Origin of the sequence: Streptomyces hundungensis (genome assembly GCF_003627815.1) — a bacterium.
GTDB classification, from domain to species: domain Bacteria; phylum Actinomycetota; class Actinomycetes; order Streptomycetales; family Streptomycetaceae; genus Streptomyces; species Streptomyces hundungensis_A.
In genome coordinates this window covers 258,693-283,699 of sequence record NZ_CP032698.1, presented here as the reverse complement: position 1 = coordinate 283,699, position 25,007 = coordinate 258,693, and the positions used below count along the sequence as shown (strand labels likewise).

The following is a 25,007-nucleotide window of genomic DNA, read 5'->3' as shown; positions in this document are numbered from 1 at the left end:
GATGCGAGCGGCAGCCGTGGTAACCGCGGTCGTTCTGGGGGCTGTTGGTTGCGGTTCCGGGGGATCGTCGGATCCGCAAGGGGGGCAGGCCGCACAGCGATCTGCCGGGACCGCCGCGACACCTGACAGCGAGAAGGCGCTTGATGCACCTGTCGCCAAGGGAATCGCGTCGCTGACCCGAGGCAACCTCACCCTGCTTGCCTTCTACGACCCCTCGACCGGCCGCCAGACCTTCGGCACCTGGCTCCCGCAGTCCTCGGAGGACAACCCGTGGAAGCGCTACAGCTTTTCACCGGACTGGGAGCGGTACACCTGGGTCAAGGACGGCGAGCTGTTCGTCGGCAGCTTCACTGGCTCAGCAGTAGTCTCTTCGTACGACAAGAAGCCGGGCATCAGGATCGGGGGCAAGCCGACCTTCAACGGTGGTAAGCGGGCCTACCGTCAGCCCCGCTTCAGCGCGGACGGCAAGAGGATCTACGCGCTGGGCAACGATGACAAGGTGTACTCCGCCGACCCCGCCTCTCCGGACCAGCTCACCGAGGAAGCGACCATGGACCCGGGCGCCTTCTTCGGCGGCCGAAGCGACCTGCTCTGGGACCTCGGCGCCGACGGCAAAGTCATCAAGCGGCCCTCGGCACTGATCCCCCGGCGAGGCGCCCAGGTGACCAGCCCCGACGGAAGCAAGACCCTGCTCTCCAACGGTGCTGGCTGGTTCGTGAAGACGAACGGGGCGCCGGGTGAACCCAAGCTCGCCTTCGAATCGTTCACCGACGACATGAATCAACCCGTCGGCAACGGCCCCGACCCCGGCAAGACCCTCGACCTGATCGGCTGGTACTGACGCGCCCCCATTTCATGTGGCTAGTAGTCTGCCGCCATGTCCGATCCCGTCCCGTTCGCCGTTCCCAGCCGCTTCGACGGAGACCGCGACCGTGTCGCGGTCGTGGTTCCAGGAGTTGGTTACTCGCCTGCCAGGCCGCTGTTGCACTTCGCTCGTAGCGTCCTGCTCCAGCACGGCTGGACGGTCCAGGAGTTGTGGTGGCAGATCCCCGACGGGTTCTCACAGTGCACCGTGAACGACCGGGTCGAATGGGTGGAGCGGGAGGTCACCGAGGCCGTCGATGCCGAAGGGGGCGCCTGTCGGCTGCTGATCGGCAAGTCCCTGGGCTCCCTCGCCTGCGGAATCGCAGCTGACAGGAACATTCCGGCGGCCTGGCTCACCCCGGTTCTGACCAGCGACCATGTCGCCGCAGCTCTTCAGCGGGCGACGGAGCCGACCCTTCTCATCGGTGGAAGCGCCGACAAGCTGTGGGATTCACGACTCACCGCGTCCCTGCGGCACGAGGTCCTGGAAGTGCCTTCGGCCGACCATGGTTTGGAACTCGCGGACGATGCCGCAGGATCCGTTGACGTTTTGCGGCAAGTCGTCTCTCGGTTGGACCACTTCATTGGCTCGCTCGGCCACTGAGGGCACTGAACAAGAAAGTCCCGATCTCCAGCCCCGGGCAGGCGAGCCGGGTTTGGCGGTCGGCTCCCTTGGGCCGCATGAGCACACGCTTCTGCTCACACGGCAGAGGTCACGTATTTCGGCTCATCATCCCCGCGCCACACGCGAGACGCGGGGCAGGCCACAAGATCAGGCGTGCGCGGTCCCGCTCCACAACTTACCGAGCGCGGTGTTGACGCGTTGCGGTTGCTGGACGTGCGGATAGTAGCCGGGCACGGTGAGGTGCTCGGCCCCGATGGCCTCGGCGATGTGCCTGGCGCAGGCGATCAGCGGCTCCCCGGCGTACTTCCGGTACTGCTCAGGCGCACCTTCCCAGTCACCGGAGATCATCAGCTTCGGAAAGCGGGCATCGGACAACGGGGTGAGCGGGATGTCCGCGTCCCAGCACGGGAGTTCGGTCATTGTGGAGGCCGCGGCACGCAGTCGCCACGCAGTGGCCTCAGGCGTGGCCATGCCAACGGACTCGGTGGCCGCCCGCAGGAACTCCTTCGCTGTGAGGCCGGCGGGTAGCGCCGCGGTTGCCGTGCGGGCCCGTGCCAGCGCCTGGGCGACGACGGGGTGGCGCTCGGCGGGCCGCAGCGCGCCGGGCTGGATGAGGGTGAGCGAGCGGATGAGGTCGGGGCGTTGCACGGCGGCGGCCAGCGCGCCGACGCCACCGTAGGCGTGCCCGACCAGATGCGCGCCGCTTCCCAGAAGCCCGATGATGTCCTCTGCGTCCACTGCCCAGTCGCTGCGTTCGACATCGGGGCTGCGCCCGTACCCTCGGCGGTCCATCAGCAGCAGCCGGTACCGGTCAGCCAACGGGCGCTGTGCCGCGAATCCGTAGCGATCGTCATCGCCCCAGGTGAGGATTCCGTGGACGAAGACGGCAGGTGGCCCTTCGACGTTGTCCTCACCCCAGACGGTGACGTGGACGGGATCGGCCCGCGCCGTGTGCCGTGCGCTGGACGAGTCAGTCATGCGTTGCCTCTTTCACTTGCGTTTCCCTCCCAGGCAGCCCAGTGAGCCGGGCAGACGCTTTACTCGTTGCGGGTTCCGGTGATCGGTGATCGGCGGCCGGCGGCCCCAGATGGTGCCGGAAGCCGCCGTCGGGTCGGCGTGCACCGCAGGTGGCGGAGGCGAGCTCCGGGCGGGCTATTCGTTCGGTTCGTACCGTGGCGCGTCAATCGCCCCCGGGCGCCCGTCGGCAGCCCCGGTTGGGTGGCCTTGTCCAACACGGTGCGCCCGTACGCGGCCACCGCGGTGACCTCCGCACATCGGCAGCGTCCGGGTCGGCGCTGTCTCGATCGGCGGCAATACGCTCGAGCGACGCGACCACCGTGCAGATCCCCCCAGGGCGCGGCATCCTGCCCCCACTTGCTCTTGTCTCCGGGACAGTCACGTACTCATGAACAGCCGGTCCAGATGCGCGTCGATCGCGTTGAGCGCGTCCTGGGGCCGGATTACGTCGAGTTCGATCAGGGGGGTGAAGCCGGTGAGGGCGAGGAGCAGGTTGGTCTCGGTGGCCGGGTCGCGGCCGGAGTCGATGTGTCCGTCGGCGATCGCCTGGCGGACCAACTGCTCGACGTGGGCCCGCCCCATGACGAGGCCGCGGTGTGCCTGCTCGTGCACGGCCTCGTCGTGCAGCGCCTCCAGGACGTAGGCGGCGCTCATCCGGCTGGTCGCCCGGGCGTCGGCATGCAGGGGGAGCATTTCCGCGAGCGTGAGTCGCAGTAGGTCTCGGGGGTGCGGACGGTCGCCGAGCTTTTCGAGCCCCTGGCGTATGCGCGTCGAGGTCTGCTCGGATGCGAAGTCCATGGCGAAGGAGAGCATGGCCGTCCGGGAGGCGAAATAGTGCTGCAACTGCCCGAGTGACATGCCCGCCTCCTGAGCCACCACGCGCATCGTCAGCTGGGTGACGCCGCGCTGCTCCACCACGCGCCACAGTGCGCGGGCGATCGCTTCGCGGCGTTCGCGGTGATCCACCTGTTTCGGCATTCGCAGGCCTCTCCCTCGTACTGCGGACCCACCCCAATACGATTGACATAATACACATGACTTGTAATCGTGGGTTCACCCTAGGGGAGGAATCGCGATGTCCGAACAGCCAAAGGTGCGGACCGCGGAAGGGGTGGTGCAGGGGCGACGGCGGAAGGGGCACGCGGTGTTCCGCGGCATCCCCTACGCCCAGCCCCCAGTCGGAGCGCTCCGCTTCGCCGCGCCCGCGCCGCCGCACCGATGGGAGGGGACGAGGCAGGCCGTCGAGTTCGGCCCGATGGTGCCGCTGTCCCTGCCGATCGACGTGCCCCGCCAGGGCACCGACTGGCTGACGCTCAACGTCGGCACTCCGGATCCCGGCGCAGCGGGACTGCCGGTGCTGGTGTGGATCCCCGTGGGCGGCTACCTCTCGGCGGCCTCGAGCGACCCGATGCTCGACCCGGCAGCGCTGGCCGCGGCGGGAGTCGTCGTGGTGACCATCAACTGCCGCGTGGGCGCGGAGGGATTCGCGTTCCTCGACGACGTGCCGCCCAACCGTGGATTCCTCGACCAGATCGCGGCGCTGGAGTGGGTGCAGCGCAACATAGCCTCCTTCGGAGGCGACCCATGCCAGGTCACCGTGGCGGGAGTGTCCGCCGGGGCTGGCTCGGTCGCCGCCCTGCTGACGATGAAGTCCGCACGCGGACTGTTCCGGCGGGCCATCGCCCACTCGGTGCCGGGGCTGCACAGCACCCCCGCGCTGGCACGGCAGGTCACCGCCGCGTTCGCGGACCGGCTCGGCGCGGCGGCCCCCACCGCCGAGGCCCTGCGCGACATCGACCCATGGCATCTGGCCGCCGAGCTCACCTCCTTCAACGCCGGGCTCCACGCGTACAGGGAGAGCTGGGGACGCCTCGCGCAGACCGGCACCGCGCTGTGCCCCGTCATCGACGGCGAGGTCCTCCCGGAAACGCCCTGGCCCGCGCTGACCGGCAGGCGCGCGAGCGGGACCGAACTGCTCGTCGGCCACACCCGGGACGAATTCCGGTACTTCAGCGTCATGAGCGGACGGTACGGGACCTTCACCGAGGAGGACGCCCACGCCGCCCTGGAACTGCACGCCCCGCAGCCGGACGGCGCGCGGGCCTACCGTGCCGCGTTTCCGCAGGCAGGCCCGGAGGAGTTGGTGGAGACGGTGTACTCCGACGCCCTCTTCCGCATGCCGTCACAGAAGCTGGCCGAGGCGAACGCCGTAGCCGGCGGCACCTCCTACCTGTTCGAGCTGCGCTGGGTCGCCCCGGCCCTCGGCGGCATTCTGGGCGCCTGCCACAGCCTCGACGTGCCCCTGGCGTTCGGCACGCTGGACAGTCCCGCCAGCGCCCAGCTCATCGGCGAGGAGCCCACCCCCGAGGCCGTCGCGCTCTCCCGTGAACTCCAGGACGCGTGGGTCCGCTTCGTCACAACCGGCGACGCGGGCTGGCCCGCCCACCGGCCCGGCGGGCACCTCACCCGCGTCCTGGATACCGAGTCGCAGACTCTGCCCTACCCCGAACAGGCATCCCGTCAGATCTGGGAAGGCCACTTCCCCGCGCCCTTCGATCTCTCGTAACGGCCAGGCTCGACCTCTACCGTTGCGGCGCCGCCACTCACCTGCCATCGGTGCAGCGAGAATTGGCGTACGGCCGGGCAGAACCCCGACCCCTTTGAGGACATGGCCCGGATCGAAGACGGCTGCCAAGAAGGCCACCGCGAAAGCGCCCGCGAAGAAATCGGCGGCCCCGCAAGTCACACAGCGCGTGAGCCGTGGAGAACCGGCTCATCCGGCCGGGTGGGCCGTGGCGCGGTCTCCTGGAGGCGCGGTTCCCGTTGCGCGGACACCGCGCCACGGCCACGTGAAGCCCGTACCCACGATCCGGAAGGTGATGAGCCGCACTCCCGACGCCGCTGCACATGCCAAACAGGTGGGTGCCCCGCGCTCCTTGCGCGGGGCACCCACCTTGGTTACTGATGCTGCGGCTGTGCCGGTTTACCAGCGATACCAGCGACCGCTTCCTCCCTTGGGGCGGGCGACGAACCCGATCAGCCAGACGACGAGCACGATGACCGCGACCCACCACAGGGCCTTCAACGCGAATCCCGCGCCGAAGAGGATCAGAGCCAGCAGAAGAACGAGAAGCAGGGGAACCATAGTTATCAACCTCCGAGCCATCGAGTGCCCCCATCGATCCGCCCGACACAGCGTCGACCTGCTTGTTTATAAAATTCTTAGCCGGGAAATCTCTTCGTTCCTGTCGGTGCCGCGCATAGCGCCGTCCTGGTCATGAAGGAGACAGCGAAGGCTCGCGCCTCCTGCGGCGAGGCCTGGCGACGCTCGAGCCTCTTCGTCGGCCACTCCTGCCGAAGGGACCGGCCAGTTCGTGGGGCGTGCCCGTTAAGCGTGCGGTGGCGCGGGCGGTTTGGCCGACGAGAGTCCCCCCGTGAGGCTGGACAGCACGTTCTGGAGGGTGCTCACCAGGTTCGTCACGACTGACAGCAGCCCACCGGTGCCTCCGTCAGCGGCGGGCGCGGACGGCGTGATCTGTGGTGCCGTCGGCGTCTCCGTCTTCGCCTGGGCGACCGGGTCCGCCACCGGACCTGTCGGGATCGCCGCCACAGGCGGCACCGTGGGCGGGGCCGGCGCCGTGATCGGCTGCGGGGTGTCGGCCCCGAGACGCGGGGTGGCGGCGGCCGAAGCGACCGGGGTGAGGGCAAGCGCTGCGGTCAGGGCGGCAGCGGTCCATGTGGCACGCATCTAGAGACTGTTCTCCGTTCGAGAGGGCGGTGATCAGGGGGACAGGCATGACGCCCTCAACCACACCGTGCGCCACGAACGCCACCTCGGCCATCGCTCCTACGCCGAATGCGCGGACCCGGCCGGTTCCACCGCCCCGTCCGGGCGTAAGGCTGTTCCGGGGGATGCCGGTGACAGGTGCTCGCCCCGACAGCGCCCATGGGGTCGGCACATACGGGAATGGGTGACGCGCACGGACTACCCGCGCCTGCTGGCATCAACGGCCGGTTGCGAGCACGAACCAAACCACGGGCCGAACCACGGCCCGAACCACGGGCCGAACCACGGACCAAACCACGGACCTCGACCCGAAGCGCGGTCGGGCGGCGCCGTCAGAAATGGACGATCTGGAGGAACGCCCCAGGATTCTCGGCATAGTTGACACCCGTGACGTACATCGTTTCGCCGTCTATCGTTTCGACGTCGGGGCCCAGGGTCAGCCCCGTCCCGTGCTCCATGGCCAGACCGGTGACTGTCTCGCGGGTGACGCGGGTGTTGGTCGCCGTCTTGTAGGACAGCACCTTCGCTTCGCTGCGTTGGTCGTCCTCGAGCACGTAGAACCTGCTGCCGTCAGGGCTGACGGCCGGGCTCAGCACCGGTTGGTAGTTCGACTGGAAGTCGATGGTGGTGAGCACCTGGTCGCTGTCGAGGTCGACCAGGACCGCGTGGCCGTCCGGCTTGCTCAGCGCGTACACGCGGCGGCCGTCGGGAGTGAGTGCGAGTTCGTCGACGAAGCCGGTCGCCGAGAGGGTGCGTACCAGCGTCGGGACGCCCGTCGAGGCGTCCAGGTGGATCAGCCCGGCGTCGCCGCTGACGTAGACGTCCTTGCCGTTGGGCCGGACGACGACGGCGCGCGGGCTCTCACCGGGCAGCGGCACCGTCGCGGTGAACGCCCGCCGCGCCGTGGAGAACACCAGCATCCGGGACGGTCCCGTGCTCTGGGCCCCGTTGTCCGGACCGGTCTGGTTCATATAGATGGAGGCCCCGTCCGGGCTGATGGCCATGCGCGTCAGGGATCCGGGGTTCGACCCCGCGGGCCGTGGCTGATCAGGAATGGGGAAGCTGGAACGCAGTGTGTTGGTGGCCGTGTCGAACACCTTCAGGGCCCCGATGGTGAGCAGGTAGATCTGTTTGCCCCCGGCGTTGAACAGCAGCGGCCCGGCCCAGCGGTCACTGCTCGTGGGGACATGGGCCGTGACGTTTCCGGTCCGGGTGTTGACCACGTCCAGCGATGTACCGACGTCGTCGATGGACGGGACGTACGCCCTGGTGCCGTCCGTGCTGATGAGCGGCGCCACCGCGTACTGGGACGACGGCAGACGTGTGACGCCCTCGGTGCCGGGGTGCGGGCGGCCCTCTGCCACGCCCGCGCCTGTGCCCACCAGGAGGCCGACGCACAACAGCATCAGCGCCCAACGGGCTCTGTCTGCAAGGGACTTCACGGCTACCCCCTCCGACGTCGCCGTCACACCGTCGCGATGGCGGGGCCAGGTTACGTCGGGAGTCCGTGGTTGGCCGGGCTGCGGCGGCGGCCAAGGCGGCAACCGGTCAATTGCGGGGGAGGGGGGCGGGGGGTCGGCAGGTGGCCGGCTCCCGCCGCCCTGTCGCCTCACTGCCCCGCCGCCCCGTCGATCGGCACACGGATGGGGCACCCCTCCGCGCGCCTGCTCGGCGGACTCACTTGTCGACCGTGACACCCAGCCGGTCCGCCACGGCGGTGAGGGTCGCGCCCAGGGGGAGGGCGACGCGCGTGACGGCGTACTGGTCGCCCCGGGTCGGATCCCGGTTGACGATCAGCACCGGCCGGTCGGCCTGGGCCGCCTGGCGGACGAATCGGAGACCGGACATCACCGTCAGGGAAGAGCCGAGGACCAGCAGCGCCGACGCCTCGCGGACCATCGCGCGGCAGCGTTCGACACGCTGCGGCGGCACGCTTTCACCGAAGAACACCACGTCCGGTTTGAGGATGCCGTCGCACACGGTGCAGGACAGCACCCGGAAGTCGCGGACCTGCTCGTCGGTGAGATCGGCGTCACCGTCCGGGTTGATGGCGGCTGCCGTCGGCTCGAAGCCCGCGTTGGCCTCCTCCAGCCTCCTTGCCAACGTGCGGCGCGGGCTGATCGCGCCGCAGGAAAGGCAGACGACCCGTTCGAGGCTGCCATGGAGCTCCACGACATCCTCGCTGCCCGCGGCCTGGTGCAGGCCGTCGACGTTCTGTGTGATCACTCCCGCGAGTAGACCGTGCCGGTCGAAGGCGGCCACGGCCCGGTGCCCACTGTTGGGGCGGGCCCCGCCGAAGGTGCGCCAGCCGAGGTGGCTGCGGGCCCAGTACCGGCGCCGGGCCTGAGCGCTCGCGGTGAAGTCCTGGTACGTCATAGGGGTGTGCCGGCTCAGGCTTCCGCCCTCGCCCCGGTAGTCCGGGATGCCCGACTCCGTCGAGAGCCCCGCCCCGCTGAGCACGAGTACGCCCCCGCTGCTCAGCGCGTCGGTGACCGGTCCCACGTCCGTGGTGCCGGGCGGGACCTCTCCGGTGGGGGTCCAGCTGAGAGTGGGACGCATGCGCATGCCTTCCAGGGTACGGAACGGGTCGGCGGGGACCGAGGCACCTGTGGCTCCACCGGAGTCGGCTGGTGGTCCTCGGCCGCCCTCGTGAGCGGCCCGGCGCGGGACCGGCGTCGTCTGTCCGGCGACCGCCCCGCATGAGCGGCCCGGCGCGGTGACCGGGTGCGCCTGTCCGCCCCCGAGCGCCCAGCGCGAAGATCCGGGGGCCGTCTGTTCCTCCGGAGCCCCACCCCCATGTCAGGGCTGCTGGGCCCGTCTGTCGAGGCGGGCCTGTACGGCATTGCGGACCAGGGCCAGAACCGTGTCCTCCGCCGCGGGCGGGATGCACACCGCCCGGTTGTAGTGCAGGTGCAGGACGGACGGCAGGGGAGTGGCCCGCCCCTCCTCGGCGCTGAGACCCCGGCCGAGACCCCGCAGTACGCGCCCGTACTCGACGAGGACTTCGGCGCGGACCGTCGAGGCCGCGGCCAGCCGGCCTGGACCGACGAGACGCACCAGCGTCGGGGCGGGGGCAGGGGCCGGGCCAGGGGCACCGGGCGCGAGCAAGTCGGTTGTCTCGTCCAGGAGTTGGTCCAGGATCCGCTGCCGCTTGCGGGAGGACGCGGTGTGCGGAACGCGCGGATACCGCGCCAGGAGCCAGGGGGCCCAGGGCTCGGGGCCGGCCATCGCGCGCAGGGCGTCCAGTTGGTTGACCGCGCCCAGGACGACCGGATCGCCGTGGAGCGAGCCGTCGCGCAGCGCCGAGAGCTGGGCCGACACCAGCTCGCTGTCGGCCTGGAACACCCGCTCGGCGAGTTCGAGTGCCTGCGGGCCGCCGTAGCGGGCCGTCTCCGGCCGGTACTCGTCCACGACCATGCGCCGCAGGAGCCCGGCCGCTCGCAGCCGGGCGGCCCAGGCGTGCAGACGCGGCGGCGCCTCGCGTGCCGGCGGCTCGGCACGGCCGTGGAACCGTAGTCGCAGATGAGGGTCCGGGTCGCCGTACCGAAGGAAGAACCAGCGGTCGACGCTGCCGCCCAGCCGCGCGAGCAGATCGGGCAGGTGGGCCGCGATCACCTCGTCGTGCCGTTCGTATGCCACGTACAGCTTGGCGTAGAGCCAGGGGCCGCCCACGAGGTGCGGCGGTTCGGCGGGCTGTGGCCGTCCCGGGCGGGACGTGGCGACCGGTGGCCGGGTGAGCAGAGGGAAGATCACCTCGCTGGTGTACGCGCCGGCCGGGCCGGTCAGCCAGCCGTCCCCCGGTTCGGGGCCCTGCGGGCCGGGCAGAAAGGGTGCTTCCTCCAGTGTGAGCGGCAGCCCCCGCGCCGCCTCCCGGCGGATCAGCTCCACGTGGGCCGGCCGGCTCGCATCGATCTCCACCCGCTGGTCGCCGGTACCGAGGAGCACGCGGCGCGGCAAGCCGGACCGCTCGGCCCAGGACGCGAACTCCGTTGCCCAGGAACGCGGTTCGGCCATGGCGGTTGGGCACAGGCGGTCATCGAGGCGCCAGCGGGCTCGTGGACGACGGGCAGTGGCTGGACACGGCGTCGGCAGCCGCGCTGGCCTTCGCCAGCCGCCGACTCGAATCGGTGCGGGTGTCCATGGTGCTCTCCGTCCCCGACGGCGAGGACGTGCCCGCCTGCGTCGCGGGCGCCCGGGAGCTGCGGCTGGGGCGGTTGCCCACGGCGACCGCGAGGTGCCTCCTCGATGAGTACGCACCCGGAGCAACCCCTTCGGTGCGCAAGCGCCTGCTGGCCGAGGCCCAGGGCAACCCCATGGCCCTGGCCGAACTCCCGTCCGCGCTCAGCGACGATCAGCTGACCGGGATCCAGGCACTGCCCGACCAACTGCCGCTCAGCGAAGGCGTACGGCAGATCTTCTGCGGCCGGGTCGCCGCATACGGATTCCCCCTGCTTCTCGCGGCGGCGGAACGCGACGGAGACCTCCCCACCCTCCTCAGCGCCGCCGGCGACGAGGACGGGGCCATGGACCAACTGACCGGCGCCGCCCGGGCAGGACTCATCACCCTGCACGGCCAACAGGTGCGCTTTCGCCACCCGTTGACACGTTCCGCCACCTACCAGAACGCCGCGCCGAGCCGTCGCCGTGCCGCCCATCGGGCCCTCGCCGACGCCCTGGACCCGGGCGACGACCGCCGCGTCTGGCACCTGGCCGCCTACGCCACCCGTCCCGACGACTCCCTCGCCCGCCTCCTGGCGAACCTCGCCGACCGCACCCGGCACACCGGCAGCGTGACGACCGCGGTCCGCGCGCTGCGCAGGGCCGCGACCCTCTCCTCCACTCCGGCCGGCACGGCCAGGTGGCTGGTGGAGGCCGCGGAATGCGCGTGGGCCGCGGCCGAACCGACCCAGGCCCGGGCGCTGCTCAAGGATGCCGAATCCCTGGTCCACGCACCGGAGTTACGGGCCCGGGTGGCCCGGGTGCGCGGAGCCATGCTGCACGCGGGCAGCGCGCTCAACCCCGCCTGCGACACCCTCATGGACAGCGCCCGGCTCGCGCGGTCCAAGGCGCCCCAACTGGCCGCGGAATCGCTGCTGTTGGCGGCACGAGCCGCCTGGGGCGCCAACGAACCGGCGAAGCTCACGGAGATAGCCGACCTGCTCGCCGACCTCGCATTGAAGGAAACCCCCGAAAGGTCCCAACTCGTCTACCAGTTACGCCGGATGGCAGGTGCTCCCGTGCCCACGAACGGGCCCGAGCAGCCGGGAGCGAAGAGCTGCCCCTCTGGCGACGAGAGGCCGACGAGCTCCTGCCTCGGACCACTCGTGTGGCCTCCCCTGTTCGTGCCGTACCTCCTGGGAGACGGCGAGGCCGGCCTCGAAGGGCAGCGGCGTACCTTCGAGTCCCTGCGCGCGGCGGGCGCCGTGGGAGCCATGCGGTGGGGCTGACCTCGTTCGTGGCCGCGCAGTTGGTCACCGGGCGGTGGGCCGACGCGGTCGCACTCGGCCAGCAAGGCCTCACCCTGGCCACCGATACCGGCCAGCTCACCGCCCGGTGCCACCTCCAGGCGCTGCTGGCGTACGTGGCCGCGGCTCAGGGTGACTCCGCCCGCTGCCGGGAGCTGGCGGAAGCGGCCCTGGCGGAGTCGGTCCCGCGCCGGGCCGCCTCCGCGGCGGCCCTGGCACGCTGGGCCCAGGGTGTGGACGCCCTCGGTGGCCGCCGACCGCGGCAGGCCGTCGGCCCGCTCAGTGAGGTCATCACCCGGGGCGGCACCGCCGAACACTTCATGCTGAGCGGGCTGGTGCTGCCCGACCTGGTCGAAGCGCTGGTCCGCGTGGGACAGACCGAGCGGGCGGCGGCGCCACTCGGGCAGTTCGAGGAACAGGCCGACCCGCTCAACGCCCCCTCGCTGCGCGCCGCATGGCACCGATGTCGGGCTCTGCTCGCCACGGCGCACGACGCCGACCGCCACTTCGCCGACGCCCTGGCCGCCCCCTGCACCTCCGGCTTCGAAACCGGCCGCGCACACCTGCTGTACGGACAGTGGCTGCGCCGCCACCGCCACGTCACCGCCGCCCGCCGCCACCTCCACCAAGCGGTGGAGCACTTTCTGACTGTGGGGGCGGAGCCGTGGACGGAACAGGCGAACATGGAGTTGCGCGCGGCCGGCGTACCCGACACCGAGCCGCCCGCGAACGGCCGAGGACTGACTCCGCGAGAACTCCAGATCGCCCGCTATGCGGCACAGGGCCTGACCAACAAGGACATCGGCTCACGCCTGTTCCTCAGTCCCCGCACGGTGGGCTATCACCTGTACAAGATCTACCCGAAGCTCAACATCACCTCGCGGCGCCAGATTGCGCATCTCGTACTGGCTTGAGGGGCCGCCGGCTCTCACACCTGGCACTGGCGTCGCGTACTGGCATGTCGCACTGGATTTCAATGGATTTCACTGGATTGAAGGGCCGGCACGCGCGACGGTTCACGGCCCTGTGACGGTCGGCGGCTCGCTCGTGACGATCGGGCGGGCCGTGACACGGTCCCATGGTTGTGGTCAGCCTGACGCGAGTTGTTCCGCTATCTCCTTGATCCAGCCGGTTGTCTTGGCCGGGTCGTTGAGGGTGTCTGCCCAGGTTTCCGGGTCGAGTTTGTGGTGGGCGGGGCCTGATTTGAGGGCGTTGAGGAGGGCTCGTGCGGAGTCCCTCATCTCGGCGGTTGTGCTGCCGGCGCCTGTGATGTCGGGGCCCGCTGCCAGGGCGTAGATCTCGCGCGCCATGGCCTGGCGCTCCCCCTTCGACACCTTCTGCCAGAACTTCAGGGCATGCTTCAGCGATTCGCTGCGGGATGAGGCCTCGGCCGGGGTCTCGTTCTCCGGCGCCCAGTGTTCGGGGTGGCGAGCCTCTTCGTAGCGTTTGGTGGCGGCGCGGAGCGCCTTGTAGAGGGTGACGCCGAGGACGAGGCCGGCCCCGGCCCCGGCGAGGCCCCATCCGACCGGGTTGCTCGCCAGCCCGGCTGTGCCCGCCGCGACCGCGGTGACGACGCCAGCGGCGGCCTTGGTGGATTCGCCCAGGGCGCCGCCGATGGTCTCCTTGCCGATCTTGGTGAGCTGCTTCTTCTTCGCGTACTCCTGCACCGAGTTCAGCTTTTCCACGTCTTTTTCTGCGCGCTGGAGGCTCTCGGCGGCGGCGCGGGCTTCGCCCGTTGCCTCCCAGGCGGCGTCGATGGCTTCGGATACGAGCTCCAGCCGTTCTTCGCCCTCGTGGTCCCAGTAGGCATCCAGCGCGACGTAGGCCTCGGCCGCGGCCCACTCGGCCTGCTCCCGTGACTGGTTCAACCGGGCCAGTGACTGCGCGTGGACAAGATGAGGATCTCCGAGCTCCTTCACCTTCCTGTACTTGCTGGCCGCTCCGCCGACGCGGAAGGCGGCCCGTATTCCCTTGATCGCGCCGACGGAGGCGCTGGCGATACCGCTCGCCTCGGACGCCACCGCGGCATCCGCCGCCTTGTGGAGCTTGGTCACCTCCTTGGCGATGCCGGCGCTGTAGCTTGCCGAACCGGCGGCTCCGATGACCGTGTCGGCCCCCTTGGTCTTGGCTTTCTTCTGCGCCGTGTGGTGGCCGGCCCCGGTCCTGTGCTTCTTGGCGTCCTTCATGTTCTTGTACGCGTCCATGCCATTGACCAGGGTGCCGGTGGCCTCCGTGAGGAGGTTCTCCGACGCGGCGGAGGTCCCCGAGGCGGCGACGGAGTGCTTGAGACCCTCGTTGGCCGCGGCGGCGGCCTGCTGGGTGAAGCCCGCGTTGGTAGGGGTCTGGACACCCTTGATGAAGGTGTCGATGGGATCGAGACTCTTTTTGAACCTGTCCAGAAGCCCGGCGATCTCGTCGCGATAGCTCTTCTTCGCGCCGGCGGACACGCCTCCGGCCTTCGGCACCTCCCCCTTCCCCTTCTCCTTCCCTTTGTCCATGCCCCGGGCGCGCTGCACCGCGGCAGTCGCGGCCCGATTGCCGGCACTGGACTGCATCCGCAGGAAGGCGTGCTCCAGCGAGTTTCCGGACAGACTCCCTTCCCCGCGCTGCCGGGCCGACGTAAGGGCAGCCGCAGCCTGTGGAGCCGGGGTGCGGTGAACTGGGGTACTCATGGACGTTGCCTCTCCTGGCTGCGGAACCGGGGGAGGTGAAGATAGCCGGGCGCGGCCAACAGACGGGGTGCATCGGGGAAACTCTTCGACGACGCCTCACGGTTCGGGCGCCCCCGCCACATGAAACCTCGCACCATCCCCCAGCCCGGCCCCGGTCGGCGGGGCACCCCCTGCGCCCCTTGCCCGGGCGGACGGCGCCAAGCCCTTGGCCAGGCGGGCTGGTTGGGTGTGGCAGGCATCCTCCTTGTGGGTTTGCCGGACCCTCACTGCGGACCGAGCCCGACCGGCGAGCCACGGTGATCCGGTCACGGCGCCGCGCGTGCCGTACCCAGATGCGCCGCAGCCGGACGCTGCTTCAGCTTCAGCTGCCGGTGCTGTCCTGCGCCAGCGGCAGTGCCGCACAGGCGGGGACTGCCGATGGGCGCGGTGGTGGGCTTGGCCGTTCGGACGATGGCCAAGTGCATTTCGTCGGCGACGGCATGGGTCGCGGTGAGTTCGATGTCGGTGAGGCCGGCCGAAGCAAGGCTTCGCGGTATTCGGCGAAGGAGGGGGCGCCGACGATGCAGCCCACGTAGTTCCAGCGTTCGTCCCGCTGCGGCGGGATGAGGGTGTCGCCGGCGGCAACGTCCGAGATGCCGATCCGTCCGCCCGGCGCCAGGACGCGAAACATCTCGGCGAAGACGGGGGCCTGTCGGAGGACAGGTTGATGACGCACTTGGCCGTCCGACCCATCCCCAGGAGATCCAGAAACGAGCCCAGGCATTCATCGCGGAACTCTTGCCCGCGCAGCACGGAGCCCCTGTCACTACTGGACGACCCGCGGTACGAGCAGCGCAGTAGCGGGCAGGCCCAGCCGGCCACATCCGGCCTGATAATTCGCTGGCGCGATGCACAGCCAACCTCGACCCTGGTCACCGTGTCAGAACCCAAGCATCAGATCCGCGCCCTCTACACGGCTTCCACGGTGACCGTCTATCAGGCCTACGCTGCGGAAATCGGCCGACCAGCCGCAGAAGTCGGTCGCTTTCCGGCGGCCTGGAAGAGGGACCGCATGACGTGGATCAAACCGTCGTTCCTCTGGATGATGTACCGCTGTGGATGGGCAACCAAGGAAGGCCAAGAGATCGTCCTCGCGATCGAGATCACCCGAGAGGGCTTCGAATGGGCCCTGAAAAACGCCTGCCTGTCCCACTACGAACGCGGGCTGCACCCCGACTGTGCGGCTTGGAAGCGCCAGTTGAAGCGAGCCCCGGCCCGAGTGCAGTGGGATCCCGAACGCGATCTACACCTACAGCCGCTTCCGCACCGCTCTCTTCAACTCGGCCTCGCCGGCGAGGCCGCGGAGCGCTACGCGGAGGAGTGGATCGTCTCGATCAACGACGTCACCGCACTCGCGCATGCGACCCATGCTCATGTGAGGGACGGGGCGCTGGATGCCGCCCGGCAGCTCCTTCCCGCCGAACGCCCCTACCCGTCGGCCGACACGCTTCTGACCCACCTGAGTCGCTGAGCCGATCCCGCCCCTGGGATCACAAACTTCCTGCTTAGCGAGCCCAGAACCACGGTCAGTTGTGACGCATAGTTCACGATCCTCAGAACCTGAGCCAGAACCCTTCAAGTGGCAGCGTTTGTGCGCCGGTTCGGGCGGCGGTTCAGATGCTGCCGGCCTCAGGTGTTCGTGAGAAATGAGGGCGTTGTGGTCTTCGACGCGTCGCTTGTCTCCGGACTGCCCACATGGTTGTCCGGGTTCGGGAGGAGGCAGGCGCTGATCGCGTTCCTGCACTGGCCGAACTGGCCGGCCCCGTGACTGGAGGGGTCAGGAGCCCAGTAGTGCGTGGGCGATGGCTTTCTGCTCGGGCTCCAGTGTGACCGCGCCGTCCTCGATGTCCCAGAGGCAGTTCTGCAGGACGCGGCCGAGTGTCCATCCGGTGGCTCGGTCCCGGTCCAGACCGACCACTTCTGTCATGAGGTGGAAGCGATGGCGTATCGCCCGGGGCACGTCTGCGGTGCCAGTCATGTCGTCCCACCGGTTTCGCAGAGCGGGCAGCAGCTCGAAACCGGGGTCGCCCGCAAGCGGTTTGGGGTCGATGGCGAGCCAGGGGGCCCGTCCCGGGAACTGCAAGGACGGCAGAGGTGCGAGAACGTTGTCGTAGTGCAGATCCCAGTGCAGAAGCCGGTCGCCCGGCTCGTCAAGTAGTTCCCTCATCGCATCCGCGCAGGTAGCCAGGAGTCGTCGCTCTGAGGGGTCTGTCAGAGAGCGGGAGTATGTGGGGACGCGGTCGAGGATGTCCCGGGCGATGTCGGCCAAGAGCCGCAGGCCCGTGGGGGCTCGAACGGCGGCCAGTCGCTTCAGCAGCTCGGAAAGGTGCCGCAGTGCCGCAGTGCCGTCGGGCACCGTCGCGAGCGACCGGGCGGCATCGAGGCGTTCCAGAAGCATGGCCCCGGAGTCGGGGGCGGTGTTCAGTAGTCCGACCGCGTGGCGGGCGCCCCAGGCGCGCAGGGCGAGCGGCTCGCCTTGCGTTTCCTCGTCAACGGTCTGGAGCTTGAGTACAGCGGGCGACCTGTCTGCCTGGAGCACCGGCAGTACGAGTGCGACGGACCCGTGCGCTGCCGGCCCATCCAGCCGCAGACTCCAGCGGTCCAAGAACTCCTCGGCCAGACTCGGCAGGGCAGCGGTCCATGCCTGCCACGCATCACTCTTCTGCGAGGTGGCCAGGGCGGCCGGAACTTCGACCTGGGGCTGAGACCGGCTGAAGGCCATGACCCTCCTGAATCGATGGTGTTGGAACACCAGCGTGCCTGACGGTCGTCGCCATCCCGGCAACCAGGCCCCCGGGGAGTTGGCGCTCCTGTGCCCAGCCTGTCTTTTTTTGGTGGGCGGTGCCGGCCAGATGCACGTGGCTTGGCAGGACGGTCCCGGCCCCTGAGGGCCCTGTGCGAGGGGGAAAGGCTTCTTCCCCGTAGTAAGCCCGGTGGCCCTGGGCAAGCAGACGTCGCTCAGCGCTCAGTAATGCAGGGCGCGCGGCTGGACAGCCAAGCGAAGCTCCCGGCCGGCATTGGTGATCTTATTTGTGACCCGGGCCATGAGGAGCTTCGTCCCGTTGCGCAGCTGGCCAACTCGCCCACGGCGCAGGCAGGTTGAAGAAGGCTTTGAGAGAGATCGAGGCTGCTTGGCGACGCGTAGCTGGTTCAGCCGGCCGCCCGCAGCGGGCATCCGGTGCCAACACGGGCGTCGAGCTCGGCCCGCAGGGCGACAAGCTGCGCCATACGTGCATCGATAACCTTGATCTTCTCTTCGAACAGCGCGGACAGCGCCTCGGCGGTGTCGGGCGCGTTCCGCAGTTCCTGGCCGGTCTGTGCGATCTCGGCCAGCGAGAAGCCGAGCGTCTGTGCGGTGCGGACGTACTGGAGCCAGGGCACTGCCTCCGGCGGGAAGTCGCGGTAGCCGTTGGCCAGACGGCGCCCCGTGACGAGACCGATCTTCTCGTAGAAACGGATGGTGTCCCTGGTCAGTCCCGCTTGCGCGGCTAGCTCCCCGATACGCACGGCTCTCCCTGTACTGCGGACTTGACCTTGGACAGTACTCCACTGTTTACCGTCGTGGCGTCCGTGCAGGAGACCAGCAGGAGCGTTGCCATGTTCCGTCTTTTCGCCCCTTCCCACCCCGCATATCTCCGTGCCGTACGCACGAGTGCTTGGTACGACCTCGTGGTCACAGCCGGTTTCGCCACGCCGTGGACCTATGCCTTGGTGCACGACGCGCTGTCGAAGTTCGGTGACGCGCTCGGGCTGGGCGCCCTGCCCGTCCTCGACCCGATAGAGATCCTCTACGCGAATCTGATGGGTTCAGTGGTGGTCGTCTGGGCGCTGCTCCGGATCATCAACCCGCTGCCAGTGCACGGTCTGTTCGACGGCACCGCGCGCACGCTTTTCTCCGCGTGGCAGGGGTATGCGCTGGCACATGGTGCCCCGCGCTGGCTGTGGCTGTTCTTCGTTGCCGAGGTGGCGTTCGGCGTCGTCCAGCTCGTGCCGTGGTGGCGGGCTCGACGCACCGACCTCATGGGCCTCTCTGCCGTACAACCGCACGGCGACGCGGGCCGGTGATCCCCAGATGAGTCTCTTGGTCGAGAACGACTGCCGCCTTATGGGCGACGGTGTGCGCCAAGCGATGCACGGCGTTGCCCGCCCACACAACTTCGCTCTCACGGGATGACTCCCGCCGCATGCGCGACCTGAATGGTTCCCGAGAGGGCTCGCCCTCTCGGAGTCTCGGAGGAGGAATCAGGCGAGGCAGAACTCGTTGCCCTCGATGTCCTGCATCGTGATGCACGACTCGTTGACGCCATCGGCGCGCTGCGTGAGTACGTGTTTCGCGCCGAGTGCCATCAGCCGTGCGCATTCTGCCTCAAGCGTGGCCAGGCGCTCGTCACCCACGAGCCCGACGCCGGCCCGCACATCGAGATGCACCCGGTTCTTGGCGACCTTGCCCTCGGGCACCCGCTGGAAGAGCAGGCGCGGAGCCACATCCGTGGGATCAGTGCACGCGAAGTAGATCGCATCCTCGGGCGGTAGCGAGCGGAAGCACTCCTCCCACGTTGCGAAGCCCTCCGGGACCTCCGGCATGACGTACCCCAACACCTCACACCAGAAGGCGGCGAGGCGCACAGGGTCGGCGCAGTCGAAGGTCACTTGGAACTGTTTGATCGTTGACATTGGCGCACAATAACAGGGGCCTTGCTCATCTCCGCAGGTCAGGGAGCCCGCAGGTGGTTAGGAGGAGGGGCTGCTACCCGTTGTCGTGCCGTGCGGTCGCAGGGCTGAACCGGGGCCAGCGTCTCCCCAAAGGGGAACCCGGCCAGCCACCCCCGTGCTGTCGCAGACCAGTTACGGGATCATGTTCGGAGCCAGGTGATGAGAGCGGCGAGGATGACGTTGCCGAGGTGGGTGTAGGGGCGTTTCGCGTGCCGGGTGGCCTCGGCACGGAAGCCTTTGAGGCGGTTGATTTGTCGGCCAGGACACTGGCGGAGCGAGTGCGGGACCGGCCAACTCCGGTACGCGGTACGGAAATCCGCTCCAGCACCCGGTCGCGTTGGGGCCCGTCGCCGTAATGCCCGGGCGTCAGGACGAGGGCGTGAGGACGAGGGCGTGAGGCCGGCATCGCCCGTCCGCGGCGAGGCGGATTTTCGTGGTGGACCCGCCGCGGGAGCGTCCCAGGAACTTGCGGATCCGACTCCTTCCTCAGCCGGTCCACCAACTCCTGGCGTGCCAGGGTGGCGATGGCGCCGACGACGACCGGACTCAGGCGTCTGCGTCGAGCAGGTGCTCGTCGACCGTGTTGAACGACCAGGTTCCGGCGGTGCGGGTGAGGACCCAGATCAAATCGAAGCGCTCGGGCCAGGTCGCCGGGGCTCCGCTCTGTGGTGCGAGGGCTTCTACGATCGCGGGGATGCGGGAGTGCTCCCAGCAGATCAGCACGGGGCCGGGCGAGGCTGAGACTGCCGCCGCCAGGTCGGCTTCCTTCGACTCGGCGTAGTCGAGGTCGACGGCCAGACCGAGCCGCTTGGCCAGCGGGGTGACCGTCTGTCGCATCCGATGACCGCCGGCGTCCTGCCCCCGGTCGCTTGCGGCGTACACCTTGATGGGCCGCACGAGGCCGGGGGCCGGGCGGGGGTCGAACAGACGCGGCAGCGCGTTGGCGCGTGCCCAGCCCCGCTCGGTCAGGGAGTGACGGTCCCGTCTGCCGGTGTCGTCCTTGCCGGTCTCGTTGCCGACGGGCTTCTCGGCGTGGCGGATGATCATCACGACCAGGTCAACGGTGCTGCCACCCCCACCGGTTGTCGCGCGCCGGGAGGAGCTCGCCGCCTGTGCCGACGGGGACTTCGACGCACTGCCGCCGCCCTTCGAGCCACAGCCCGCCAGCAGCAGCGAGATCACCCCCAGCCCCGCGATCGCTCCGCGGCGGCTGAGCGAACAAGGCTGTTCCGCGTACCTGTCCACGACGTCTCATGCCTCCCGCTCGGTGCTCACCCTCGTCTCGATGTGCGCCGGGGAGCACACCGAAGCGTAGGTGAGGGCCGCACGGCTGTCTGTACGGCCCTCGTGGCGGTGTCGGGTCAGCGGACCGGCAGCGCCCGCGTGTGCTCCCGGTGCACGGCCTGGAGGGAGCGCGGGTCGAGGCCGAGCAGGTTCAGGATGGGCGGCGCGATCTGCTTGGTCTCGACCTTCGCGGAGAGACGTACACCGCGGGGTGTCGGCGGTGGCGGTGGCAGAGAGTGCGAAGGTCGCGCTGAGGGCGGTGGCGAGGCGAACTGTACGGCGAGTCAGGAGAGTTCTCCCGGGCCGACAGACCCGGGCGTGGACGAAGCAGAGGCCATGCTCGAGGTGAGCCGTCGCCGCCCGCGCCGCCTTCAGTTGCCGGGTGAAGAAGGGGACCGGTGCCGGCACGGCTCCCGGGTGCCGGCACCGGTGGTTCAGGGCAGGTTGACGAACTTGTGGGACGCGATGTTGTGCCACATCTGCTCGCCCGAGCAGGACCCGCCCGAGCCGAACCGCCAGTCGTGGAGGTCCGGGAGCCCCGCCCCGTTGTAGATCCCGCGTCCGGCACCGCCGTAATTGCTGTTGCAGTACACCCAGACGTCGTCATTGAGGCCGGGGTAGCCCAGGTTCCACACCGATTCCGAGGTGTTTTTGCATGCCCCCCAGGCCGCCGCGTCGCTGGGCCAGGCGCCGCACTCGTTCTGGTACCAGGTACGGAAGTAGGTGTGGAATCGGCCATCCGGCGGGTTGGCGGCCGTTGCCGTCGTCGATGCCGGTGCGGTTTCGGTGGCGTTCGCCATGACCGGTGTGGCCATCACGGCCAGGACCGTCAGGGCCGCGCCGGCGCATGCGGTTCGCAGAGAAGTCACGTTGCTCCTTCATGGTGTGGGAGTGCGAGTGGGGTGATCTCGGACGCCGCAGGTTGCGGCGTCACCGATGTGCGTCCGCTGCGACGACCGAGCGGGCGCGGGGCAGTGCCGAGAGACGGAGGCGGAGCCATGTGCTGACCTCACCCCAGTACTGCTTCCTCAGCTCCGCGTCGTACTTCTGGTCCAGCCGGGCGGCTGCCGCCGCGAGGCCGGAACTCTGTGCGCAGTCGGCCTCGGCGACGGCCATGGCGACCTCGCGTGCCTGCGGCAGCGGATGGTCGGAAGGCGGCAGCGCGGCGCGGGCCGCGGCGGGATCCTTGAATGCGTACCCTGCGGTCCGCATGCATGCGGACCACCGATGTGTGCCGCTCAGGAACTCGCTGTCGGCGATGACCTTCGCGCCCCGCAGCGCCGGCAGCGAGTCCATGGTGACCCGCGCCTGGAACCAGGCCGGCAAGTCGCGGTAGAGGGACCGTTGGGCTTGCGACTCGCATCCCTGGGCACTGTGGGTGATTGCCATTCCGTCCGGCGTGCGCGCCGTCAGACCGTCCGGCCGGGGGCCGTTGGCCGCGACGATGGCCGGCCCTCGGCGCTCCTGGGGCAGGCTCTGGAAATAGCGTTCATTGGCGTCGTTGGTGCGGAGCTTCTCGCTCGCGCGGTCCAGGTCACTGCCGTAACCGTGCCGATGTGCCCAGGAGGTGTCGTCCACGACGTACGGGAACTGGCGCGCTTCGCGCACTGGTTGGCGAGGAACCGGCACATAGACGAAGCCCTTGTCCTTCATGCAGTCGCGCAGCAGCAGTTGTTCCGCCGAGTGCAGCAGGTCCTGCTCACCCTCCGTCGCCTCCCGCAATGGCTCGGCGGAGGAGGCGCGCGACGGCTGGACTTGACGTCGGTCACGGGCCTCGTTGTCACCTGCTCCGGCAGCTGCGATGGTGCCGCCCGTCGCGAGCAGAGCGGCCACACCCAATAACGCGAAGCCATTTCGCGTGCACCGACGACGGTCCGTGCCGGTCGCGCCCGTCGCACCGCCTTGAGGTATCGGCTCGGCCGGCCGAGCCGAGCCGTCGTCTTCCCCGGACTCGGACAACTCCTCCACCATCAACCTCCTTTCCTGTTCTGTGACGATCTCGGAAGATTCTTCCGTTGCTCCGGCGAGCGCGTTCCGCCGGACGCAATCCCAGATTCGGGACGGGGGGATTGTCCGTCCACCATTCGGGCCGAAGACGCAGCTCGGGCGCGGACAATGGGGGTTTGTCCGGCGGACGTGGAGCAGTGCGTCGGCGATGTCCGCAGAATCAAGCCACCCGGCGGGGCCACGTTGTCCCGGCAAGTGCTGGAGAGGTCGGTCCGGGTCTGATCTCCTGGGCATCGCACTGGACGAGGCGGGTGAGGGGACGGTGCCCGCGTGGAGACAGAGGAGTTCTCGAATGGGCAGGGCGGGACGTCTGCAAGGGGAGCCACGAGGTGAAACTCCCCAAGCGAATGCGTTGGCGGTTTTCCTGCGAACCATGACGGAAGGTCGTACGGTCCGAGAGCTGGCGCGGGCGTACGGGGCCGGGAAGACCAGTTGGAGCGAATACCGATCAGGGACAAAAATCATTCCCCTGGCTCTCTTGGAAAACGTGATAGCGCGCCGGGTGCGGGATGAAAGAAGTCGCACCGAACTGTGGCACCGAGCACGGCAGTTACACGCGGCGGCGTGTGCGGCGGAAGAGGGCAGAATCCTTGCGTCGGCCGACCGGGCACGCATGAGCGGGACCCAGGAACTGCTCCGCGAAGCGCAGCACGCCAACGCAGAACTCGCCCGCTCGGAGGAGGCTGTCCGTACCTTGCTCGGCCTGACGGTGAAATTGCAGCAGGAACTGGACGCGGTTATCCAGCAGCGGGACCGTGCGGCCGGCCGCACGCAATGGGAGGCGGCGGGGGAGCGGCCGGCCGTCCCCAGGGCTGCACGCGCTGATCACTCGTCCGCGCAGCCGCGGCCGACGGCCACGGTCCCCGCGCACGACGGGGCCCCTGCCGGGGGTGGCCCGACGGGGAAGGCGCTGGTCCTCTGGCAGCCACCGTCGAACATTCCGCGCCCTCGCGACGAGACGGTGGGCAGCACCGGCTCCGAGGTGGCTGTCCGGCAGCCGTGGTATCCGATCCCTCAATGCGTTGCGGTGCGGGAACTGTGCTCGACACGGCCCGGGCCACCGGGCGTCGGGGGAGTGGGCAGCGCCAGGCGCGCCCTGGTGCGGGGCGCTGCTTCCGGCCGCGGGGGACACGGGCCACGTGGACCACAGCGGCTGGTACACGTGCTGTTGCTGTCCGTCCTCATCCTGGTCTGCGGTGTGACGGCCACAGCGGTGGAACCCGGACAAGAGCCGCCCCCTCGTCCAACGGCCACGTCACCGACGGCCGTGCCGGGAACGATCGCGCGAGAATACGTGCCGGACGCCTCCGGCGGACCCCTGCCCTCGGCATCCACACCTCCTGCGCAGTCCCCCAGCCCCGTTGCCGGTGCGGCACCCCGCGTACTACAGGCCCCCGCCGTCCCCGGCCCCGAGGTCTCAGCCGCTGAGCCTCCTCGACGCGTGGAGGTGGCTGCCCCCGAAGGCAGCGGCGTCTACGCCATCGCCGCGGACGGTAAGGCGGTCATCCAGTGGAGCGGGACGGGTGCGCAGTGGTCAGCCATCGGCGGGCCCGCCAAGGACCTCTACGCCGGCCCGGCCGGAGTGTTCGCCACCGATCCGGAGACGGGCGAACTGCGGGGCTACGGCGGCGTGCCCGGCGAGTGGCAGACCGTCAGTGGCCGGGCCGCCGGCTTCGCCATCAGCGGTGCGAACCTGTACCGACTGGCGGAAGACCACAGCGGCGTCCACTGGTGGGACAAGCAGCGCGGCACTTGGAGAAACATCGGCGGGCCCGCAGGACGCCTCTACGGCGGCGGGGCGGGACTGTTCGCCACCGACCCTGTGGACGGCCGGATCTTCGCCTACAGCGGCAACGGCTCGACCTGGTCGTACGCCGGAGCCGCCGGATCCGAATTCGCCGTGACGAACCAGCATTTGTACGGACTCAACCCCGAACGCAGCGCCGTCTTCAGGTGGACGGGTGAAGCCGGAAAATGGAATCAGGTCGGTGGCCCGGCCACCACCATCTACGCGAGTTCGGCGGAGCTGTTCGCCACCAATGGCTCCGACAGCGGCATGTGGCGCTACCGCGACGGCACTTGGGCCCGGATCGGCGACGCCGGAGCGGGCTTTGGGGGGCGGGCCGAACGTGTCTACCGCCTCGACCGCGACCAGAGGGCGATCTGGGAGTGGGACGGCGCCGCCTGGAAACGAATCGGCGGCCCGGCCCGCTCACTCGTGGTCGCAAGCTGACCTGGTCGGCCGCTCCGCCGGGGCGGCGAGGGCGCCGGGTCCGTCGTCGGCGGGGCGCGGCTGCTGTTCAGCGGTAGGGCGACGGTACGTGAACTCGCCTTTGAGCAGGGGTAGTTGCCCAGCGAGCCGGACTCTGGGCGGCTGGGTTCGGGTCCGCCGCGCCAGGCGGGTGCTGCCGTCGGTGGCACCCTCGCGTGCGAGAGGTCCCCGTGCCGCCGGTATCTCGGGGGCCGGTGGGCCGAGTTGGCGCAGGCCGGCGCCTGACCGGTCCCGCACTCCGCGGGGGTGTCGGTGTCGGCTC

General features: G+C 69.6%; 23 protein-coding genes. 9 read left to right on the top strand and 14 right to left on the bottom strand.

Features of this window, described 5'->3' with window-relative positions:
- The first annotated feature begins 1 nt into the window (after position 1).
- Both DWB77_RS01405 and DWB77_RS01400 read left to right on the top strand, forming a co-directional pair.
- Positions 2 to 841 carry a hypothetical protein gene (locus DWB77_RS01405; RefSeq protein WP_216826810.1) on the top strand — a complete coding sequence of 280 codons (840 nt, stop codon included), beginning with the start codon at positions 2 to 4 and terminating at the stop codon, positions 839 to 841.
- Positions 842 to 877: 36 nt separating this feature from the next.
- The gene (locus DWB77_RS01400) at positions 878 to 1,468 is read left to right on the top strand and encodes an alpha/beta hydrolase (protein ID WP_120719514.1); all 591 of its coding nucleotides are present in this window, start codon (positions 878 to 880) and stop codon (positions 1,466 to 1,468) included.
- A 168-nt stretch (positions 1,469 to 1,636) separates the two neighbouring features.
- Here DWB77_RS01400 and DWB77_RS01395 read toward each other — a convergent pair whose 3' ends face one another.
- Together DWB77_RS01395 and DWB77_RS01390 are read right to left on the bottom strand one after the other, a co-directional pair.
- Complete coding sequence (locus DWB77_RS01395; RefSeq protein WP_120719513.1) at positions 1,637 to 2,467, bottom strand: alpha/beta fold hydrolase; 831 nt, start codon at positions 2,465 to 2,467, stop codon at positions 1,637 to 1,639.
- A gap of 417 nt (positions 2,468 to 2,884) precedes the next feature.
- Positions 2,885 to 3,484, bottom strand: coding sequence for a TetR/AcrR family transcriptional regulator (locus tag DWB77_RS01390; protein ID WP_120719512.1), 600 nt, complete (start codon positions 3,482 to 3,484; stop codon positions 2,885 to 2,887).
- A gap of 97 nt (positions 3,485 to 3,581) precedes the next feature.
- Here DWB77_RS01390 and DWB77_RS01385 point away from each other — a divergent pair, with 97 nt between their 5' ends.
- A complete protein-coding gene (locus DWB77_RS01385; RefSeq protein ID WP_120719511.1) occupies positions 3,582 to 5,072 on the top strand; it encodes a carboxylesterase/lipase family protein in 1,491 nt (496 codons plus the stop codon).
- A 417-nt stretch (positions 5,073 to 5,489) separates the two neighbouring features.
- Here DWB77_RS01385 and DWB77_RS01380 read toward each other — a convergent pair whose 3' ends face one another.
- The 5 genes from DWB77_RS01380 to DWB77_RS01360 form a co-directional block, all read right to left on the bottom strand.
- The gene (locus tag DWB77_RS01380; RefSeq protein WP_120719510.1) at positions 5,490 to 5,651 is read right to left on the bottom strand and encodes a hydrophobic protein; all 162 of its coding nucleotides are present in this window, start codon (positions 5,649 to 5,651) and stop codon (positions 5,490 to 5,492) included.
- 243 nt (positions 5,652 to 5,894) lie between these two features.
- A complete protein-coding gene (locus DWB77_RS01375; protein WP_120719509.1) occupies positions 5,895 to 6,254 on the bottom strand; it encodes a hypothetical protein in 360 nt (119 codons plus the stop codon).
- Positions 6,255 to 6,625: 371 nt separating this feature from the next.
- The gene (locus DWB77_RS01370) at positions 6,626 to 7,735 is read right to left on the bottom strand and encodes a YncE family protein (RefSeq protein ID WP_162952326.1); all 1,110 of its coding nucleotides are present in this window, start codon (positions 7,733 to 7,735) and stop codon (positions 6,626 to 6,628) included.
- A gap of 235 nt (positions 7,736 to 7,970) precedes the next feature.
- Entirely contained in the window at positions 7,971 to 8,858 is an 888-nt protein-coding gene (locus DWB77_RS01365) for an NAD-dependent protein deacetylase (protein ID WP_120719507.1), read from the bottom strand.
- Between the two features lie 234 nt (positions 8,859 to 9,092).
- Complete coding sequence (locus DWB77_RS01360; protein WP_120719506.1) at positions 9,093 to 10,307, bottom strand: thiopeptide-type bacteriocin biosynthesis protein; 1,215 nt, start codon at positions 10,305 to 10,307, stop codon at positions 9,093 to 9,095.
- Positions 10,308 to 10,348: 41 nt separating this feature from the next.
- On the opposite strand from DWB77_RS01360, the gene DWB77_RS01355 reads away from it, so the two are divergent.
- On the top strand, positions 10,349 to 11,740 hold the full coding sequence (locus DWB77_RS01355; RefSeq protein WP_120719505.1) for a hypothetical protein: 1,392 nt from the start codon (positions 10,349 to 10,351) through the stop codon (positions 11,738 to 11,740).
- The gene (locus tag DWB77_RS01350; RefSeq protein ID WP_162952323.1) at positions 11,731 to 12,672 is read left to right on the top strand and encodes a helix-turn-helix transcriptional regulator; all 942 of its coding nucleotides are present in this window, start codon (positions 11,731 to 11,733) and stop codon (positions 12,670 to 12,672) included. Before DWB77_RS01355 ends, DWB77_RS01350 begins: the two co-directional genes overlap by 10 nt.
- A gap of 174 nt (positions 12,673 to 12,846) precedes the next feature.
- On the opposite strand, the gene DWB77_RS01345 is transcribed toward DWB77_RS01350, so the two are convergent.
- Positions 12,847 to 14,430 (bottom strand): hypothetical protein, encoded by a 1,584-nt coding sequence (locus DWB77_RS01345; RefSeq protein ID WP_120719503.1) that lies wholly within the window; start codon positions 14,428 to 14,430, stop codon positions 12,847 to 12,849.
- Positions 14,431 to 15,346: 916 nt separating this feature from the next.
- Between DWB77_RS01345 and DWB77_RS01335 the strand changes: the two genes are divergently transcribed.
- The gene (locus DWB77_RS01335; RefSeq protein ID WP_120719502.1) at positions 15,347 to 15,940 is read left to right on the top strand and encodes a DUF4291 domain-containing protein; all 594 of its coding nucleotides are present in this window, start codon (positions 15,347 to 15,349) and stop codon (positions 15,938 to 15,940) included.
- Between the two features lie 306 nt (positions 15,941 to 16,246).
- On the opposite strand, the gene DWB77_RS01330 is transcribed toward DWB77_RS01335, so the two are convergent.
- On the bottom strand, positions 16,247 to 17,191 hold the full coding sequence (locus DWB77_RS01330) for an aminoglycoside phosphotransferase family protein (protein ID WP_120719501.1): 945 nt from the start codon (positions 17,189 to 17,191) through the stop codon (positions 16,247 to 16,249).
- A gap of 428 nt (positions 17,192 to 17,619) precedes the next feature.
- Complete coding sequence (locus tag DWB77_RS01325) at positions 17,620 to 17,976, bottom strand: MerR family transcriptional regulator (protein ID WP_120719500.1); 357 nt, start codon at positions 17,974 to 17,976, stop codon at positions 17,620 to 17,622.
- Positions 17,977 to 18,066: 90 nt separating this feature from the next.
- Here DWB77_RS01325 and DWB77_RS01320 point away from each other — a divergent pair, with 90 nt between their 5' ends.
- Positions 18,067 to 18,534, top strand: coding sequence for a hypothetical protein (locus DWB77_RS01320; protein ID WP_174248502.1), 468 nt, complete (start codon positions 18,067 to 18,069; stop codon positions 18,532 to 18,534).
- A gap of 177 nt (positions 18,535 to 18,711) precedes the next feature.
- Here the strand turns inward: DWB77_RS01320 and DWB77_RS01310 are convergent, their stop codons facing one another.
- A complete protein-coding gene (locus tag DWB77_RS01310) occupies positions 18,712 to 19,143 on the bottom strand; it encodes a VOC family protein (protein ID WP_120719499.1) in 432 nt (143 codons plus the stop codon).
- A gap of 585 nt (positions 19,144 to 19,728) precedes the next feature.
- On the bottom strand, positions 19,729 to 20,229 hold the full coding sequence (locus DWB77_RS01305; RefSeq protein WP_246033340.1) for a hypothetical protein: 501 nt from the start codon (positions 20,227 to 20,229) through the stop codon (positions 19,729 to 19,731).
- Here DWB77_RS01305 and DWB77_RS38600 point away from each other — a divergent pair.
- Complete coding sequence (locus DWB77_RS38600; protein ID WP_246033339.1) at positions 20,222 to 20,497, top strand: hypothetical protein; 276 nt, start codon at positions 20,222 to 20,224, stop codon at positions 20,495 to 20,497. The two genes, DWB77_RS01305 and DWB77_RS38600, sit on opposite strands and share 8 nt — an antisense overlap.
- A gap of 403 nt (positions 20,498 to 20,900) precedes the next feature.
- Here DWB77_RS38600 and DWB77_RS01300 read toward each other — a convergent pair whose 3' ends face one another.
- Positions 20,901 to 21,335 (bottom strand): hypothetical protein, encoded by a 435-nt coding sequence (locus tag DWB77_RS01300; protein ID WP_120719497.1) that lies wholly within the window; start codon positions 21,333 to 21,335, stop codon positions 20,901 to 20,903.
- 61 nt (positions 21,336 to 21,396) lie between these two features.
- Positions 21,397 to 22,299, bottom strand: coding sequence for a hypothetical protein (locus DWB77_RS01295; RefSeq protein WP_162952322.1), 903 nt, complete (start codon positions 22,297 to 22,299; stop codon positions 21,397 to 21,399).
- Between the two features lie 1,621 nt (positions 22,300 to 23,920).
- On the opposite strand from DWB77_RS01295, the gene DWB77_RS01285 reads away from it, so the two are divergent.
- The gene (locus tag DWB77_RS01285; protein ID WP_162952321.1) at positions 23,921 to 24,706 is read left to right on the top strand and encodes a hypothetical protein; all 786 of its coding nucleotides are present in this window, start codon (positions 23,921 to 23,923) and stop codon (positions 24,704 to 24,706) included.
- The last annotated feature ends 301 nt before the right edge of the window (positions 24,707 to 25,007 follow it).

Excerpts from the sequence above, each read along its gene's own strand:
- DWB77_RS01360 (WP_120719506.1), bottom strand. The coding sequence starts at position 10,307 with ATGGCCGAACCGCGTTCCTGGGCAACGGAGTTCGCGTCCTGGGCCGAG.
- DWB77_RS38600 (WP_246033339.1), top strand. The coding sequence starts at position 20,222 with ATGATCATCACGACCAGGTCAACGGTGCTGCCACCCCCACCGGTTGTC.
- DWB77_RS01320 (WP_174248502.1), top strand. The coding sequence starts at position 18,067 with ATGTTCCGTCTTTTCGCCCCTTCCCACCCCGCATATCTCCGTGCCGTA.
- DWB77_RS01330 (WP_120719501.1), bottom strand. The coding sequence starts at position 17,191 with ATGGCCTTCAGCCGGTCTCAGCCCCAGGTCGAAGTTCCGGCCGCCCTG.
- DWB77_RS01375 (WP_120719509.1), bottom strand. The coding sequence starts at position 6,254 with ATGCGTGCCACATGGACCGCTGCCGCCCTGACCGCAGCGCTTGCCCTC.
- DWB77_RS01395 (WP_120719513.1), bottom strand. The coding sequence starts at position 2,467 with ATGACTGACTCGTCCAGCGCACGGCACACGGCGCGGGCCGATCCCGTC.
- DWB77_RS01390 (WP_120719512.1), bottom strand. The coding sequence starts at position 3,484 with ATGCCGAAACAGGTGGATCACCGCGAACGCCGCGAAGCGATCGCCCGC.
- DWB77_RS01405 (WP_216826810.1), top strand. The coding sequence starts at position 2 with ATGCGAGCGGCAGCCGTGGTAACCGCGGTCGTTCTGGGGGCTGTTGGT.
- DWB77_RS01385 (WP_120719511.1), top strand. The coding sequence starts at position 3,582 with ATGTCCGAACAGCCAAAGGTGCGGACCGCGGAAGGGGTGGTGCAGGGG.
- DWB77_RS01310 (WP_120719499.1), bottom strand. The coding sequence starts at position 19,143 with ATGTCAACGATCAAACAGTTCCAAGTGACCTTCGACTGCGCCGACCCT.
- DWB77_RS01380 (WP_120719510.1), bottom strand. The coding sequence starts at position 5,651 with ATGGTTCCCCTGCTTCTCGTTCTTCTGCTGGCTCTGATCCTCTTCGGC.
- DWB77_RS01345 (WP_120719503.1), bottom strand. The coding sequence starts at position 14,430 with ATGAGTACCCCAGTTCACCGCACCCCGGCTCCACAGGCTGCGGCTGCC.
- DWB77_RS01305 (WP_246033340.1), bottom strand. The coding sequence starts at position 20,229 with ATGATCATCCGCCACGCCGAGAAGCCCGTCGGCAACGAGACCGGCAAG.
- DWB77_RS01400 (WP_120719514.1), top strand. The coding sequence starts at position 878 with ATGTCCGATCCCGTCCCGTTCGCCGTTCCCAGCCGCTTCGACGGAGAC.
- DWB77_RS01365 (WP_120719507.1), bottom strand. The coding sequence starts at position 8,858 with ATGCGCATGCGTCCCACTCTCAGCTGGACCCCCACCGGAGAGGTCCCG.